Origin of the sequence: Microcoleus sp. K4-B3 (assembly GCF_036704615.1) — a bacterium.
GTDB lineage: Bacteria > Cyanobacteriota > Cyanobacteriia > Cyanobacteriales > Microcoleaceae > Microcoleus.
In genome coordinates, this window is record NZ_JAUBSF010000072.1 from 1 (window position 1) to 16,056 (window position 16,056).

The following is a 16,056-nucleotide window of genomic DNA, read 5'->3' on the forward strand; positions in this document are numbered from 1 at the left end:
TAAATTCGGGGGCTCCTTTATCGGATACAGGTTTTTTATTTCTGGACGGATGAATCCGGGGGCTTGTATCCTGGATGGTTTCGGTCACAATTTAGTTTATCGATGATTGATAAAATAACGCGGTCTAACTCACATCTTGTACCATTCTTAAGAACAGGCAAGATGCCTGTTCCACAAAGATGGAGTTTTCTTCTTGTGGGGTGGGCATCCTGCCCGCCCGCAAAAGGCTAATTGAGAATGGTGCAACATCTCAGAACTCACGCACCATACGACAATTTTTAGGGATTAAAAATCCAATCCTAAACCTCGGATGCCCGCAATTGTCCGCAGGCGGCATCTGCTTCTAAGCCGCGAGAATACCGCACGCTAACTGCAATTTTCTTTTCCTTCAAAGTCGCAACGAAACTATTAATTCGATTGGGAGTCGGTCGCTTATATTCAGCTTCCTGAATCGGATTGTAAGGAATCAAATTGACGTGACACTGAAAACCGCGCAAGTGAGTTGCTAACTCGGCTGCGTGTTCCGGCAAGTCATTCACACCTGCTAAAAGTACGTATTCAAAACTCAATCTGCGTCCAGTCGATCGCACATATTCCCGACATTCTGCGATTAACTCACCCAAAGGATAAGGGCGGGCGCTAGGAATTAACTCTTCACGCAATCTTTGATTAGAAGCGTGGAGGCTGACGGCGAGGGTAACTTGCAGTTGATGTTCGGCTAGTTGGCTGATGCGATTGCGAATTCCTACTGTGGAAATGGTGATATTGCGCTGTCCAATTCCTACGTCTTGATTTAAACACTTGACAGCAGCTACAACATTATCGAAATTCAGCAGGGGTTCGCCCATTCCCATAAATACGATGTGGCTGACTCGGCGGCCGAAATCTTGCTGTACAGTCAAGACTTGATCGACGATTTCGTGTTTTTCTAAATTGCGCTTGAAACCGCCTTTTCCGGTAGCGCAAAAGTCGCATCCCATCGCGCAGCCAACTTGCGCTGAGACGCACACAGTCAGCCGTTTTTCGGTGGGAATGCCTACTGTTTCAATAATTTGACCGTCTGCCAATTTTAAGAGATACTTTACCGTGGCGTCTGGTGCGACCGATCGATAGTGAATAGTCGATCGCCCGATCGGAATTTTAGCAACAGTCTCGCGCCACTGTTTCGAGAATACAGAAATGTCAGAGATCGATCGCGCACCTTTCTCATAAATCCACTGGTACAACTGCTTTCCCCGATAAGCCGGTTGTCCCTGCTGCTGTACCCACTCCGTTAACTCAGCTAAACTCGCCCCCAGCAAGGGCGGAATTTTACCCGACTCAACAGCCAAAGCAGCAGTCTTGCGAGACTGATTCGCGCCCCTGGAATTACCAGAAGAGTACACCTGAGAAACGGAGGTAGGAGACATAGGTCATCACAAAATTGAAAGCCACCCTCTATATTAAAACTTCTCGACCAAAGCGGCCGTTAATCCTCCAGAAGGCACTTATGCAGAAAGCAGAAGGCGGAATCTCGATCCGGCTAAATCCCTTAATAAGGGGAAGTTTAAGAATAATCCGGTTCCCCCCTTAAAAAAGGGGGTTAGGGGTATCTTATTGTGGACTCACAAAAAAAACTCCAGACAGCAATCTGCAAAATCAAGAATCCAGTTAATATTTGGTAAAATTCCCCAAAAATTGCGTGTAAATGACCGCAGCCACCTAAAATAAACTCTGGAGTTTGTTAAAGGGTGTGCAAATTTGACAGCTTTCCATCACAATTAATGCAAATTTTATGGTGCTAAATATTCTTGCGCTGCCCTTAGCGTTTCAATTTACATCGCCGGGCCCAATTATCTTTCAACTTGGCCCCGTAGCCATTCGCTGGTACGGGCTGTTAATAGCTTCTGCCGTCTTGATTGGGGTCAGCCTGTCCCAATACTTGGCCCAAAAACGCCGCGTCAACCCGGAATTGTTGGGTGATTTGGCAATTTGGCTGGTTCTGGGCGCTATTCCCTGCGCTCGAATTTACTACGTGGCTTTCGAGTGGCCGCAATACGCCCAGAGGCCTGAAGATATTATTGCGATTTGGAAAGGCGGAATTGCCATTCACGGGGCGATTTTGGGTGGAACGATCGCAGCTTTAATTTTTGCGAAAATCCAGCGAGTTTCTTTTTGGCAATTGGCAGATTTAATCGCGCCTTCGGCAATTCTCGGTCAGGCGATGGGACGCTGGGGAAATTTCTTTAACTCCGAAGCTTTTGGCAGTCCTACGGATTTGCCTTGGAAACTTTATATTCCCCCAAACAGCCGCCCGCCCGCATATGCTAATTTTGAATACTTCCACCCCACATTTCTATACGAATCCCTGTGGAATTTGACAGTATTTGGGTTGCTTCTAACTTTGTTTTTCCGCGATTTGCAGGGCAAAATTCGCTTGAAAATTGGTGCTTTATTTTTGGTTTACATCGCAGCTTACAGTTCCGGTCGAGTCTGGATTGAAGGGTTGCGAACTGATAGTTTGATGTTCGGGCCGCTGCGGGCTGCACAGATGGTAAGCTTGACTGGGATTGTTTTAGGGTTGGGCGGGTTGACTTGGCTTTATGTGCTCGATCGACCTTTGCCCGATGTTGTCTCCCCCAATAACGATCGGTCAAAGATCGCTCCGAAATTGCCAGAGGATCAATAAAAAACCCCAGAGAGGTTAGTCTCTAGGGTTCAAAACCAGGGTGCATCTACCATCTCTTACTTCCAACCAAAATAGGTACATCCGGAAGCGTCCGTAAATTTAGCAAATTTTTTAGCAGCAATGAGTTTGACAGAGATTGAAGCCCTAATTCCAGGGGTATACATTGTAGGTGCAGGGCCGGGAGACCCGGATTTGTTGACTGTTAAGGCTCAAAAATTACTGGCTGCAGCCGATGTTATATTATTTGCTGATTCCTTAGTCCCAGAGCAAATTTTGCAGGGGGTACGCGCGGATGCTGAAGCGATCCAAACTGCAGATAAGACCCTCGAAGAGATTGTACCTTTGATGGTGCAACGAGTGCGCGCCGGAAAAAGCGTCGTCCGCCTCCATTCCGGCGATCCCTGTCTCTACGGGGCCGTCGGCGAACAAATGCAAGCTTTGGCCTCCGAGGGAATTGCTTTTGAGGTAATCCCGGGAATTAGCGCTTTCCAACTTGCGGCGGCTAAACTTAAAATTGAGTTGACAGTTCCGGGAGTTGTGCAGACAATTATTTTGACGCGAATTAGCGGCAGAACCGAAGTACCCGAACGCGAAGAATTGGCGAGTTTAGCGGCTCATCAAGCGAGTTTGTGCCTGTATTTGAGCGCCCGCCATGTCGAACAGGCTCAAGCTAAATTGATGGAACATTACCCATCGGATTTACCTGTAGCGATTTGTTATCGGTTGGGCTGGCCAGATGAAAAAATTGTGCTAGTTCCCCTTGACAAAATGGCCGCTGCTACGCGCGAAAATAATTTGATCAGAACGACAATGTACGTTATTAGTCCGGCGTTGGGAAAATCAGCAGAAGGGCGATCGCGCTTGTACCATCCAGAGCACGATCGGCTTTTCCGACCATCGAAGGAAGTTCGGCAACGGATTTTGTAACGGATGTAACGGATGTCAGGAAAAAGAAAGAAGAAAGAAGGAATAAGGAGCAATTATGAAATAACCAATTACCAATTACCAATTCTCAATTCCCCAATCTAAAATCTAAAATCTAAAATCTAAAATCGCCATGACTGATTTAACTCGCAGACAATTTATTACTGTCACCGCATTAAGCGCCGGATTTGCCTTAGCAGTTCATCCTATTGCGGCTGCCGTTATCAATACCGATGCTGCTGGTTTAACAGCAGGTGAGGTAAAAATTCCTGTCAAAGACGGGCAAATTCCAGCCTACAGAGCAATGCCAGCCAGCGGCAGCAATTTTCCAGTAATTTTAGTAATTCAAGAAATCTTCGGAGTTCACGCCCACATTCAAGATATTTGCCGCCGTTTTGCTAAATTAGGTTATTTAGCGATCGCCCCAGAAATGTTTGCCCGTCAAGGTGATGTTTCTAAAATCACCGACATCCAAGAAATTATTAGTAAAGTTGTCTCGAAAGTTCCCGACGCTCAAGCTATGTCCGATTTAGATGCTACCGTAGAGTGGGCACAAAAGTCAGGAAAAGGCAATATTAATAAGTTAGGAATTACAGGATTTTGCTGGGGTGGCAGAATGGTTTGGCTGTATTCTTCCCACAACCCGAAAGTCAAAGCTGGAGCGGCTTGGTACGGGCGTTTGGTTGGCAATTCTACGGCTTTAACTCCCAAACAGCCGATCGACCTTGCAGCAACTTTGAAAGTGCCTGTATTGGGGCTTTACGGCGGCAAAGACGAGTCAATTCCCAACGATACAGTCGAGAAAATGCGCCAAGTTCTCAAAACTGGCAGCAGCGGTTCCGAAATTGTGCTTTATCCAGATACGCCCCACGGTTTTAACGCTGACTATCGCCCCAGTTACCGGGAAAAAGAAGCTGAGGATGCTTGGAAACGGCTGCAAGATTGGTTTAAAAAGCACGGAGTTGCACAATAGTTTTGAGTTGTTAATTTTGACTTAAAACTGGTGTCAAGTTTGGGAGCTAAAAAGGCAATATTAGCGAATAGCCCTTAAGACAGGTGGGTTTGTGAACCCGACATTGGTAAACTGAGCGGTGTAGAATTATCGATCGAACAGGTAAGCCCGTGCTAGACGAACAAGCTAAAAAGACCATCTTGCGGAAAATCCCTCACGGATTGTACATCTGCGGTGTCAAAGACGGGGAGGAAGTCAACGGTTTCACCGCTAGCTGGGTGATGCAATCTTCCTTTACCCCTCCCTTAGTTGTCAACTGCGTCAAGCAAGACTCCAAATCCCACAGCATGATCAAAGCCAGCGGTGTCTTTGCTTTAAGTTTCCTAGAAGCAGGTCAAAAAGACTTAGCCCAGAAATTCTTCAAGCAGCAGCGCCGCGTTGGCAATAAATTTGAGGATGTAGAATTTTATCCCGGCGCGGAAACTGGTTGTCCGATTATCTCGGATTCTCTGGGTTACATCGAGTGCAAAGTTGTCGGTGCTGTGGAACACGGGGATCACACGGTTTATGTGGGAGAAGTTTTGGCCGCCGGCGTCCACCGAGAAGGGAATCCGTTGCTGCTAGAAAGCACCGGTTGGAATTACGGTGGCTAAAGACTTGGCAGTTGGCAGTTGTTAGTAAAAAAAACTAACACTGAGAAACCCGGTTTCTTTAAAAGTCCGGGTTTCTGAATACTAAATAAATTTTTATGTTGAATTAGAGCGACCTATTTATTAATTGCGAGAGTTAGGCGACGCATAACTAATAAAAAATCGGCGACAATTCTGTCAGTGTTGTCTGGAGTTAAAATTGGTACGTGGACGAAAATATATTTAGCGGCTATTTGAGAATCGCAAATATGTTTTAAAACCGCATAATACAGGGCTTCGCAAACAAATTTTCCGGCTTCGTGACTGATTTCTGTTGCAGCTAAATCAGCGACTAGCGGTTCGAGATTAACTGCTGTTTTCAGAATGTCGCTATCGCAGCAAGCGCAGGATTCTACGGTTAATTTTTGCCGACTTTCGGCCATGCCGCAGCAGATAATAGTGTCTGGTTGAAGTTGGTTGATTTGGGCGATCGCTAAATTAGGTGCTAGCTGGAAATCTACTGGCAGTTTCCTCAAAAAAGTCAGGGAATCAGGCAAAGATTTTATCTGGGAAATCTTGGCTAATAAGTCGTCCGAAGAGTTGGATTGCTGATGGGGAAGCCAAGTATCAAATGAGGTTAGCAGGATTTTCGCCGTCATATTTGTGCAATAATACTGATATTGATAATATAAGGCAAGTAAGTCAATGTCTGTCATTGCAGTAGTGGACTATGACATGGGCAATCTGCACTCGGTCTGTAAAGGCTTGGAAAATGTGGGTGCAGTGCCAAAAATTACAGATTCTCCTGCTATAATCGAGCAGGCTGATGCGGTGGTTTTGCCGGGAGTTGGTTCGTTTGACCCGGCAATGCAGAATTTACGATCGCGCAATTTGATAGAACCGATAAAAAGGGCGATCGCCTCGCGGAAACCTTTTTTAGGCATTTGTTTGGGTTTGCAAATTCTGTTTGAAAGTTCCGAAGAAGGCGTAGAACCGGGATTGGGCGTTATTGCGGGAAAAGTGCGCCGATTTCGCTCGGAACCGGGTTTGACAATTCCGCACATGGGATGGAATCAATTGCAATTTACTCAGCCGGATTTGCCGCTGTGGCAAAATTTACCGTCTGATCCTTGGGTTTATTTCGTGCATTCTTATTATGTCGATCCAGTTGATTGGGAAGTGCGATCGGCAATGGTGACTCACGGCAGTCAAAACGTGACGGCGGCTATAGCTAAAGACAATCTGATGGCGGTGCAATTTCACCCGGAAAAGTCTTCGAGTACGGGATTGCAAATGCTGTCAAATTTTGTCAGTCTGGTGAGGGAAAAAGTACCTGCTTAGGTGGCATGAATCTTAAAAAAAACCCGGTAGATTGCCGAAACCGGGTTTGACATTTTTAAAAGTCTTCTTCCCTCTTCCTTCTTCCTTTTTCCTTCTTCCTCACATCAGTTACATCAGTTACAGAATCCGTTGCCGAACTTTCTTCTTCCTCACATCCGTTACATCCGTTACATCCGTTACAAAATCCGTTGCCGAACTTCCTTCTTCCTAAATGACTTTAAGAATCTGTGGCAATCGCCAAATAAAAACCCTGCCGGGACTCGCCACTCGCCCTACACCTTCGCGAGTCAGAGAAGCTTTATTTAATATTTGGCAAGGGACGATCGCAGATTGCAGATGGCTTGACATTTGTACCGGCAGCGGTTCGATGGGTGCAGAAGCTTTGTGTCGTCAAGCCGCGAGTGTCACTGGCATCGAACAGTCGGCGAAAGCTTGTGCGATTATCCGCGAAAACTGGGAGCAAGTAGCAGACTCGTCCCAAACATTCCAAATACTGCGGGGAAACGCGACGGCGAAATTGGCGGTACTAGCGGGGCAGCAGTTCGATCGCATTTACTTCGATCCGCCCTACGCCAGCGACTTGTACGAACCTGTGTTAAACACGATCGCCAGCCAAGGAATGCTAGCACCAAACGGCGAAATGGCCGTCGAACACAGCCCGGAGCGATCGACACAAGCGATTTCCGGGTTAGAAATTTGCCGCCATAAAATATACGGCAATACAGCATTAACCTTCTACACACGCAGTGGCTGACAGGCTCAAACAGCAGCAGCCTCACTCCTGGAGACAGAAAGAAACCGGGTTTCATGGCGTTGGCGCGCCCGGGACTAAAAGTTTTTCCCTTGGATACAATACAAATTTTTCCGATGAAGTTAAGCTTTGTGCGTAGGTTGTCAGAGCAAGTTGCCTCAGCAATTGACGAAATAAATCGAGTTTAGGCTGAAAATAAAGACTTTCAGTTGTAACATGAACCCAAAGTGTGAGTGTGAATATTCCTAAAGGAGTGAATATGGTTCAGACACCTTCGCGCCCTCGTGGCAGCGAGTTTCCGGCTGTTAACTCGGTACAGCCAGCCAAACTGGATACGATTCTGCTGGGAAATAGCCTCTCCCTGCCAAATACCAAACTCTTCGGCACAGACGGCATTCGCGGGAAAGTTGGAGAATTGCTGAATGCACCCCTAGCCTTGCAAGTGGGCTTCTGGGCTGGACAAGTTCTACGCCAAAATACCCCCAACCAGGGGCCTGTGATTTTGGGGCAAGACAGCAGGAATTCCAGCGATATGCTGGCAATGGCACTGTCAGCGGGTTTGACGGCCGCCGGTTTAGAAGTGTGGAATTTGGGATTGTGTCCCACTCCCTGCGTTGCTTATCTGGCAAGCGTTTCGGAGTCGGTCGGCGGAGTGATGATTTCGGCTTCTCACAATCCCCCAGAAGACAACGGCATTAAATTTTTCGGCTCAAACGGCTCCAAGCTGTCGCAGCATTTGCAGGAACAAATCGAAGCGGGAATCCGGGGGGCAAAAGTTCCGGTTGCTAGCTTGGCTTGGGGACACCACTACCATCGCTCTGAGTTGGTTAAAGATTATGCCACTTCGCTCTGTGATTCGCTGCAACAGATGAATTTGGAGGGAATGCGGATAGTTTTGGATTTGGCTTGGGGGGCGGCTGCGGGTTTGGGGCCGGCGGTGTTCGCGCAAATGGGGGCGGAGGTGATCTGTTTGCACGACTCTCCTGATGGCGATCGTATTAATGTTAACTGCGGTTCTACTCATCTCGACAGTTTGCAAGCGGCGGTTTTGGAACACAATGCTGATTTGGGATTTGCTTTTGACGGCGATGCCGATCGAGTTTTGGGTGTTGACAACCAAGGTCGATCGATTGACGGCGATTACATTCTTTATCTGTGGGGCCGGCAGTTGCGCGACTCCCAACAGTTACCGTCCAATTTAATTATTTCTACTGTAATGGCTAACCTCGGCTTCGAGCGAGCTTGGGAAGAATTGGGGGGCAAACTAACTAGAACCAACGTGGGAGATCAGTACGTTCACGCTGAAATGCAGCGCACCGGTGCGATGTTGGGCGGCGAACAGTCGGGACACATTCTTTGTCCGCATTACGGTGTCAGCGGCGACGGTTTGCTGACAGCTTTGCATTTGGCTTCGCTGGTGCGCCAGTCCGGGCAATCTTTGGCACAATTGGTAAGTGGCAGTTTCCAAACTTATCCGCAGTTGCTGCGAAATATTCGGGTGGACGATCGCGAAAAACGCTTGAAATGGCACGAGTGCGAAGCAATGCAAAATGCGATCGAACGTGCTACAACAGCAATGGGAGAACAGGGACGGGTTTTGGTGCGCGCTTCTGGCACTGAACCGCTAATCCGAGTTATGGTGGAAGCTGCCAGCGCCGAATTGGCTAATTTCTGGACTGAAAATTTAGTTTTAGCCGTTCAGCAACACATAGCTATCTGATGGAAATGGGGAATTAATCTGAAGGCAGAAGGGAGAAGCAAGAAGGAATAATGAAGAAAGCAGAATAAAGAAGCCTCTAGATAAATATAGGGGATATTGAAACCAATTTCTCATTCTTTATTCCCTCCTGCTTATTCCCTCTCTCCTCAATAACTAAATCTTTCTTTCTTCATTTCCCCATTTCTGATTGTATGAACACCAAATCAATTCAAAATGGGCGGCTGCATCGAATTTTTTTAAAAATTTTAATTGTCGTCATATTAATAACAGGGATATTTTTTCGCTTTACTAATCTGGATCGCAAAGTCTACTCGTTCGACGAATCTATCACCTCGCTGCGAATTTCTGGCTACACCTGGACGGAAATGGTGCAGCAAGATTTTCAAGGAAAAATAATTAGCGTCGAAGATTTGCAGGAGAAATACCAGCAGATAAATCCCGAAAAGACTTGGTTGGATACTGTTAAAGGTTTAGCTACAGAAGAACCTCAACTGTCGCCGCTGTATTTTATTTTAGCCCGATTTTGGGTGCAGTTGTTCGGTCCGCAAGTGGCGACTGTCAGAAGTCTTTCAGCTTGGATTAGTTTGTTAGTTTTCCCCAGCGTTTATTGGCTGTGCTGGGAATTATTTCGCTCTGCGTCTGCGGGATGGGTGGCTGTTACAATCGTCGCTGTTTCACCTTTTCACGTCTTGTACGCGCAAGAGGCAAGACCGTACATGATGTTTGCAGTCCTCGTCTTGCTGTCGAATGCAATTCTGCTGCGGGCGTTAGCGAAGCCCTCGAAGAGGATCGCCCTACAAAATTATCCCGCCACATCTAAATTGAGCAAAGCTGTTTGGTCTATTTATGCGATCGCCCTGACTTTAGGACTGTATTCTAGTTTATTATTTTTTTTAGTAGTATTCGCCCACGGTATCTATGTAATTATCAAGGAAAATTGGCGCTTTGGCAAAACATTAATTACTTATTTAGTAGCTACCGCGATAGCAATAATTCTTTTTGCTCCTTGGATTTGGGTATTACTTTATAACGCGTCAAAAATCGAGGCAACAGTAGGCTTGCCCCGCCTTTCCCTGTCTTTGATGTCTTCACTTAAACCTTTAATTCTCATCACCGGCCGAATGTTTATCGACACGCATTGGGCGGGCGGAATTATCAAATTGTGTTCGAGCGGTATTGCTACAACTTTAATCAGACTGATTGTAGTGGCCGTATTACTGTTAGCGATCGCACATTCAATATACTCACTCTGCCGCTCAACTCCCAAACGAGTTTGGCTGTTTGTCTTGACAGCGATCGGAATTACAGCGATAGTATTGATAGCCGTGCGAGGCGTTGCCGATCGCTATCTGGTTCCCTATATTTTAGCAATCCAGATAGCTGTTGCCTACCTATTCACCGCTAAAATTGCAGCCGCCACCAATCCCCGACAACAAAAGCTGTGGCAGCTCGGTTTAATAGCGCTAATATCGAGTGGAATAGTTTCTTGTGCCGTCAGCTCACAGTCACAACTTTGGTGGAACAAGTATCCTTCTAGCACTAAATACAATCCCCAAGTAGCCGCGATTATCAATCAAGCCAAAAAACCTTTAGTAATCACTCACGGAGGCAACAACATCACAGGGAAAATACTGTCTGTCAGCTATCTGCTAAAGCCGCAAGTACAACTTTTGCTGGCAGTTAAACCCGAGCAAGTTAAAATTCCTGATGGTTTTAGCGATGTATTTCTCTACCGAGCTACAGAAGCATTGCAATTTGAACTAGAAAAAGTGCAAAAATATAAAATCACACCAATTTACAAACCAGGCGATGTCTGGCTTTGGCGTGTAGAGAAATAATGAAAGTGGCAACTGCAAATGATGATTTCTGTTGTGATACCTACCTACAACCGCGAGCAACCTCTGCGAGAGACATTGGCTGATGCGATTCGGCAAAATTACCCGAATTTTGAAGTGCTGGTAATCGATCAAACTCGCAACCACGAATCAGAAACTCAAGTTTATTTACACGAATTGGCAAATGCTGGGAAAATTCGCTGGTTTAGAGTAGATTGGGCGAGTTTACCTGCTGCTCGAAATTATGCAGTGCGGCGCGCAGTTGGAGAGATTATTTTATTTATTGATGATGATGTACAATTGCCAGAGGGTTTTTTGGCTGCTCACGCTGACAACTATTTAGAAAAACCCGATGTGGGATGTGTGGCGGGCCGGGTTTTTGACAGAATGAAACTGGATAATTCTGGAGGGGATTTGGCGATCGAATATTTGCCCTCAGAAGCGATGGATGCCGGGATTGCCTGGTATTTTATTGATTTGGTGCATACAGTCAAACCGCAGCAGGTGCTCTCGGCTAGAGGCTGCAATATGTCATTTCGCCGGCAGGTTTTTGCCGAATGGGGGCTGAGGTTTGACGAGCGGTTTGCAGGGAGTGCGGTGCGGGAGGAGTCGGATTTTTGTTTGAGATTGCGATCGACTGGCATGAAAATTTGGTACGATCCCAATGCGTGTTTAGTTCACTTTGGGGAAGAGAGCGGCGGATGTCACGATGTCAGTACGCGATCGATCGAATATCAAGTCACATTTTATCACAACCATTTCCTCATGGGATTGAAAAATTTAACAGCCTTTCAATGCCTGCGATTTTTTGCGAAACTCTTTGACTGCCACGTTTTAGGAAATCCGCCTTGTTATAAAAGCCACTCGCCTATTAAAATCCTAACTAGATTTGCTTTTTATATCCTGGGTTTTCTCAGTGCTATAAATACAGTAATTCAATCTCTGTGGAATGACGGACAAAGTTACAGCCATCAAGACAAGATTAACGCTCAATAATTACCTATTCCCCATTCGCCCTTCCCAATAAATGAGAATTCTCGTTGCCAGTCACACCTATATTGTGGACATTAACCGGGAAAAATTCAAGATATTAGCCAACCTAGAGCCCGATATAGAAGTAACAGTTGTAGTGCCGCAGCGTTGGAAACCCGGAGGTGTACAAAATAAAATTATACAAACGCAATTTTATCAAAATGCTTCATTTAAAGTAGTCCCAGTCTCCAACTTTAGTCAAAACAATCAAGGATTGCTAACTTTTGGTACAGATTTAATTGAACTTTTGCAGAAAATTCAACCGCAGATAATTCAAGTTGAACAAGGTTCAAAATCTATCGCTTGCGCTCAGTTAATATTACTAAATAAACTGCTCAAACTCCAAGCAAAAAATATATTATTTACCTGGTGGAATCTGCCTTATCAATTGAATTGGCCTGTTTCAGTATTAGAAAATTACAATCTTCAGCACACCGACGGAATTATTGCAGGCAACCTAGATGGAGCTAGAATTTTGCGTCAGCGGGGCTATCAAGGTGCGGTGAAAGTAATGCCACAACTCGGAGTAGATGAAACTTTGTTTCGCCCTACTGCTAAAGACGCTGATTTATCGCGCAGGTTCGGCATTGCACCGACCGATTTTGTGGTAGGGTTTGTAGGGCGATTTGTCGAAGAAAAAGGACTGTTGACTTTAGCTGAAGCCTTGGCAGGGTTGAACAAAATCTCTTGGAAGTGGCTGTTAGTAGGACAAGGAATTTTGCGGACGAACATCGCCGAAAAATGTATTGAATGGGGAATCAGCGACCGAATAATCTGGGTAGAAAGCGTTTCCCACGAGCAAATACCCCCCTACATTAACTTAATGAACTGTTTGGTATTGCCTTCGCAAACCAGCTATAAATTCAAAACTTTGACCACTGTGGGCTGGAAAGAACAATTCGGTCACGTTTTAATTGAAGCGATGGCCTGTCAAATTCCGGTGATCGGTTCCGACTGCGGGGAAATTCCTCACGTCATCGGCGATGCGGGGTTAATATTCCCAGAGGGAAATGCAGGGGTTTTGCGCGAGTGTTTGCAGCAATTGATGCAGCGGCGGGAGTTGGCTGCTGATTTGGGCGATCGGGGTTATCAAAGAGCGATGAGCAATTATACCAATAGAGCTTTAGCTGAGCAGTTGTTAGAATTTTACAAAGAATTGTTGTAATTTTTAGCAGTATAATGCAAGTGTTAAATATCAAGCTGTAGTAAATGTCTATTCCTTCCGACATACGCTCTTTGGTTGACGAACTCTACCAGGTACTGCACGAGACCGAACGCCAAGCCACGCAGGGACTTTTTGCACTTAGAACAGGAATGTCTCTTTTTCCAGAAAATGAAATACTGATGCAATACTTTTCTTCGATCAGTAATTTTCAATTCTGCGTATCAGGTGTTCGCTTACAAGCAGAGCACATTGTGAGCAATGTATTGATGGCTGGTGTGCCCGATGAAGATGTTCAAAAAGCAGGAGATTATTTAGCCACCTTGCTACATATGGCTCCAGAATCGAGAATTATGATTGACAAAGTAGTTGAGAGATTAGAAGCATTGCCATGAAACAATTACCAGATGAAAGTCAACTCCTGGAAATCCTTGAAATTGTGAAAGCTGCGGAAGCTAAAGCCAGTGAAATGTATGAATTTTCAAAGACAATGGCTCATAATACCCAAATTACAGCCACAAAGAGAGAGGAAGCTGAACAGCTAGACGGGCAGCCTTTTCCAGATAATTAAATTTGTCATGGGATATGTTGGTTTGTTGATTTAAAGAACGAGTCCCCATGCGAATCCTCCAAATTATCCCCTCAATTTCCCTCGTCTACGGCGGGCCGAGTCAAATGGTACTCGGACTTTCTGCGGCCCTCGCGGCCAAAAACATTGATGTGACGATTATCACCACAGATTCTAACGGAGATATCGGTCAACTTCCCTTAGAGTTTCCTCTCAATGAACCAATACAACAAAACGGCTATCAGATTATTTATTTCCGCTGTTCTCCGTTTCGTAGATATAAGTTTTCTCTGAGTTTATTGCAGTGAAAGTTGCAGGGCTTAAGCATGGGGTGGCTAGAAACCCGGTTTCTACGAGTTTTGCGACGAGTCACGAGAAATATACGAAGAAAGCGGGTTTCTGAGGTCTTTTGATAATCAGATGTATGTACTGCCAAAATTCCTCATCAATCAGGAATAAAACTGTTAAGTTCTTCGACTAGCAAATGTACTGTTGTTGAAGGATTGTCAGTTTCAGGATTGGGGCGATCGTATTCAATTAAAAGCCGTTTTGCGTGTTTAATTGCATCCTGCTGTCTGTCTTTTAGTTCCTCATAAATTGTCTCGCTGTTTTTCTCATACTTGTGTCCCAATAACTTGGTTAGCATATTTTGATAATCCTGGCGAGAAATTCCCGTCTTATAAAAATGGAAGTGCAGCAAATACCACAATTCAAAAGCATCATTTGAATAAGCTACGTCAATGCCGTTATTTCTTGCAAGAGTTATGGCTGAATTAAAATTTTGTGAGTCGTTAGGATTTTTAGGGTTTCTATCGCGATCGAACACACACCAAAATCGGTCTGTTTCGTCGGATTCTGAGTCGTTTTTTAACTCAATAGCTTTTTCTACTAAACTATTCGTATTTTTTCCTTCTCCTTGCATATCAAGCTTAATTACCTTTGAGTCTACCGGGAAACTTTTAAAATAGTTGGGTTCTGTTTTCTCACCTTCGCACACGATTAAAAACCATCTTCTAGTTTTAACCTTTCTATTGTAGTAATCAATATTTGTTCTTCTAGACGAACTTTTTTTATTCATGAAGTTCACCTATTAGTTCTTTAAAATTACCAATAAAAGGGATAGCGCCATACTTGCCGATCAGGTAATCGCGCTCAAATGAGGCATTGTTTCCTACTTTATACTCTACCAAAGAGTACAAATCAGTAGCGCCCTTTTTGTCCTTTTCGGTAAACCATATTTGATCCTTGCGAAAAGTCTTGCTGTTGAGCAAGTTTGTGTCGTGTGTCGTGAATATAAGCTGTGCGTTGTGCGGATTAGTCTCGTTAGAATTGAATAAGCAGATTAATTCGCGAGTAATCAGCGGATGCAGTCTGGCATCAAGTTCATCAATTAATAAAATTTTTCCTGTTCTTAAAGTATCCAGGAGAATGCCTGCTAATGCAAATAGTTTGTTTGTTCCCTCGGATTCATGCTTTTCGATATCGAATATTTCCATAGAAGTTTGCTTACCATCAGCATCATATTTGGGGTGAGATGTGGACACCGTAGTTTTGCTTGTAGTTTTGCTTTCAGAATAAGGGTATAAACTACTATAGGAACCCCCGTATTGTGCTGTATTATCAGAAATAAAAAATACAGGAGGTGGAATGTTTATCGTGATTTCAAAAATATCTAAAATACCTAAGTCTAATTTTTTGATAAATTCAATAATATCGTGTCTGTGCCCAGCATTCTCGAAAGACTCCAAGGTTTCCTTGCGGTATTGTCTATCTTGCAAGCCTGATATCAATTGCAAAGTTTTACTGAACCACAGCAATATTTTGCCAGAAAGTTTACCATTAAATTGTGCGACTACAGAAAGAAATAAAGCATTACTTCGGGTTTTATCGCTAATGCCTTGTCCCTCTGGGAAATGATCTAATATATAATTGTCAAAATCCCGTTCAAAAAGCATTTTTTCTTCACTTTCATCAGCTTGAAATAGCCACTCAGAAACAACTTCCCGCGCGTTCACCTCAAAACCGTACCTAAAAGTTTTGTCTTCTAGTAGAAAAACGATTTCAAAGAAAGACGGCTCTTTTTCTGTCTCCGTACTTAGCCTGAATGCTTCAATATCGATCGCGTCTGAAACTTGCGTTTCTTTGGATGAGTTGAGGACAAACCATTTCATAAAGTTAATAGCAGCAACAAGGTTGCTCTTACCACTGGCGTTAGCTCCATAAATAGCAGCACTTTTGAGTAAGCTTAACTTATCATTAATTGGGAATACATTATTTTCGTTCAGCTCTTTGTCTTCCTCAGTAATTGACGAGGCTACCATGCTGAGGGTGACAGTTTCTTTAAAAGATTTGTAGTTGCCGACGCTGAATCCAATCAGCATAACTTGCCTCCGATCGCCTAAATTAGTATAACGTGCAAAATTTGCAATTCTTTCTATGATAACACAACCAGCTACCTCAGCTAACACCGAGTG

17 protein-coding genes are annotated in these 16,056 nt (G+C 44.6%); 13 read left to right on the plus strand and 4 right to left on the minus strand.

What is annotated here, in order from left to right; all coding sequences use genetic code 11:
* Nucleotides 1–299 precede the first annotated feature (299 nt).
* Nucleotides 300–1,409: a 23S rRNA (adenine(2503)-C(2))-methyltransferase RlmN gene (gene rlmN, locus QUA78_RS23985; protein WP_333399057.1), complete on the minus strand. Its 1,110-nt coding sequence runs from the start codon at nt 1,407–1,409 to the stop codon at nt 300–302.
* A 365-nt stretch (nt 1,410–1,774) separates the two neighbouring features.
* On the opposite strand from rlmN, the gene lgt reads away from it, so the two are divergent.
* From lgt to QUA78_RS24005, 4 genes are all read left to right on the plus strand, one after another.
* Nucleotides 1,775–2,668: a prolipoprotein diacylglyceryl transferase gene (gene lgt / locus QUA78_RS23990; RefSeq protein ID WP_333307052.1), complete on the plus strand. Its 894-nt coding sequence runs from the start codon at nt 1,775–1,777 to the stop codon at nt 2,666–2,668.
* A gap of 120 nt (nt 2,669–2,788) precedes the next feature.
* The gene (cobM, locus tag QUA78_RS23995) at nt 2,789–3,595 is read left to right on the plus strand and encodes a precorrin-4 C(11)-methyltransferase (protein WP_333307051.1); all 807 of its coding nucleotides are present in this window, start codon (nt 2,789–2,791) and stop codon (nt 3,593–3,595) included.
* A 130-nt stretch (nt 3,596–3,725) separates the two neighbouring features.
* Complete coding sequence (locus QUA78_RS24000) at nt 3,726–4,565, plus strand: dienelactone hydrolase family protein (protein WP_333307049.1); 840 nt, start codon at nt 3,726–3,728, stop codon at nt 4,563–4,565.
* Between the two features lie 149 nt (nt 4,566–4,714).
* A complete protein-coding gene (locus tag QUA78_RS24005) occupies nt 4,715–5,197 on the plus strand; it encodes a flavin reductase (protein ID WP_172190125.1) in 483 nt (160 codons plus the stop codon).
* Between the two features lie 113 nt (nt 5,198–5,310).
* Here the strand turns inward: QUA78_RS24005 and QUA78_RS24010 are convergent, their stop codons facing one another.
* On the minus strand, nt 5,311–5,889 hold the full coding sequence (locus QUA78_RS24010) for a pyroglutamyl-peptidase I family protein (protein WP_445302362.1): 579 nt from the start codon (nt 5,887–5,889) through the stop codon (nt 5,311–5,313).
* Between QUA78_RS24010 and hisH the strand changes: the two genes are divergently transcribed.
* From hisH to QUA78_RS24055, 9 genes are all read left to right on the plus strand, one after another.
* A complete protein-coding gene (gene hisH, locus QUA78_RS24015; RefSeq protein WP_333302305.1) occupies nt 5,879–6,514 on the plus strand; it encodes an imidazole glycerol phosphate synthase subunit HisH in 636 nt (211 codons plus the stop codon). The genes QUA78_RS24010 and hisH overlap by 11 nt on opposite strands.
* Nucleotides 6,515–6,725: 211 nt before the next feature.
* The gene (gene rsmD / locus QUA78_RS24020) at nt 6,726–7,268 is read left to right on the plus strand and encodes a 16S rRNA (guanine(966)-N(2))-methyltransferase RsmD (protein WP_333302306.1); all 543 of its coding nucleotides are present in this window, start codon (nt 6,726–6,728) and stop codon (nt 7,266–7,268) included.
* A 256-nt stretch (nt 7,269–7,524) separates the two neighbouring features.
* The gene (glmM, locus tag QUA78_RS24025; protein ID WP_333302307.1) at nt 7,525–8,985 is read left to right on the plus strand and encodes a phosphoglucosamine mutase; all 1,461 of its coding nucleotides are present in this window, start codon (nt 7,525–7,527) and stop codon (nt 8,983–8,985) included.
* A 191-nt stretch (nt 8,986–9,176) separates the two neighbouring features.
* A complete protein-coding gene (locus QUA78_RS24030) occupies nt 9,177–10,823 on the plus strand; it encodes a glycosyltransferase family 39 protein (protein ID WP_333302308.1) in 1,647 nt (548 codons plus the stop codon).
* 18 nt (nt 10,824–10,841) lie between these two features.
* Complete coding sequence (gene hpsN / locus QUA78_RS24035) at nt 10,842–11,816, plus strand: hormogonium polysaccharide biosynthesis glycosyltransferase HpsN (protein ID WP_333302309.1); 975 nt, start codon at nt 10,842–10,844, stop codon at nt 11,814–11,816.
* Between the two features lie 31 nt (nt 11,817–11,847).
* On the plus strand, nt 11,848–13,017 hold the full coding sequence (gene hpsO / locus QUA78_RS24040) for a hormogonium polysaccharide biosynthesis glycosyltransferase HpsO (RefSeq protein WP_333302310.1): 1,170 nt from the start codon (nt 11,848–11,850) through the stop codon (nt 13,015–13,017).
* A 44-nt stretch (nt 13,018–13,061) separates the two neighbouring features.
* Nucleotides 13,062–13,409 carry a hypothetical protein gene (locus QUA78_RS24045; protein WP_333302311.1) on the plus strand — a complete coding sequence of 116 codons (348 nt, stop codon included), beginning with the start codon at nt 13,062–13,064 and terminating at the stop codon, nt 13,407–13,409.
* A complete protein-coding gene (locus QUA78_RS24050; RefSeq protein WP_190738631.1) occupies nt 13,406–13,585 on the plus strand; it encodes a hypothetical protein in 180 nt (59 codons plus the stop codon). Before QUA78_RS24045 ends, QUA78_RS24050 begins: the two co-directional genes overlap by 4 nt.
* A 47-nt stretch (nt 13,586–13,632) precedes the next feature.
* Complete coding sequence (locus QUA78_RS24055) at nt 13,633–13,890, plus strand: hypothetical protein (RefSeq protein WP_333302312.1); 258 nt, start codon at nt 13,633–13,635, stop codon at nt 13,888–13,890.
* A 137-nt stretch (nt 13,891–14,027) separates the two neighbouring features.
* Here QUA78_RS24055 and QUA78_RS24060 read toward each other — a convergent pair whose 3' ends face one another.
* Both QUA78_RS24060 and QUA78_RS24065 read right to left on the minus strand, forming a co-directional pair.
* Nucleotides 14,028–14,660 (minus strand): RloB family protein, encoded by a 633-nt coding sequence (locus QUA78_RS24060; RefSeq protein WP_333302313.1) that lies wholly within the window; start codon nt 14,658–14,660, stop codon nt 14,028–14,030.
* Complete coding sequence (locus QUA78_RS24065; protein ID WP_333302315.1) at nt 14,653–16,050, minus strand: ATP-binding protein; 1,398 nt, start codon at nt 16,048–16,050, stop codon at nt 14,653–14,655. Before QUA78_RS24065 ends, QUA78_RS24060 begins: the two co-directional genes overlap by 8 nt.
* Nucleotides 16,051–16,056 lie beyond the last annotated feature (6 nt).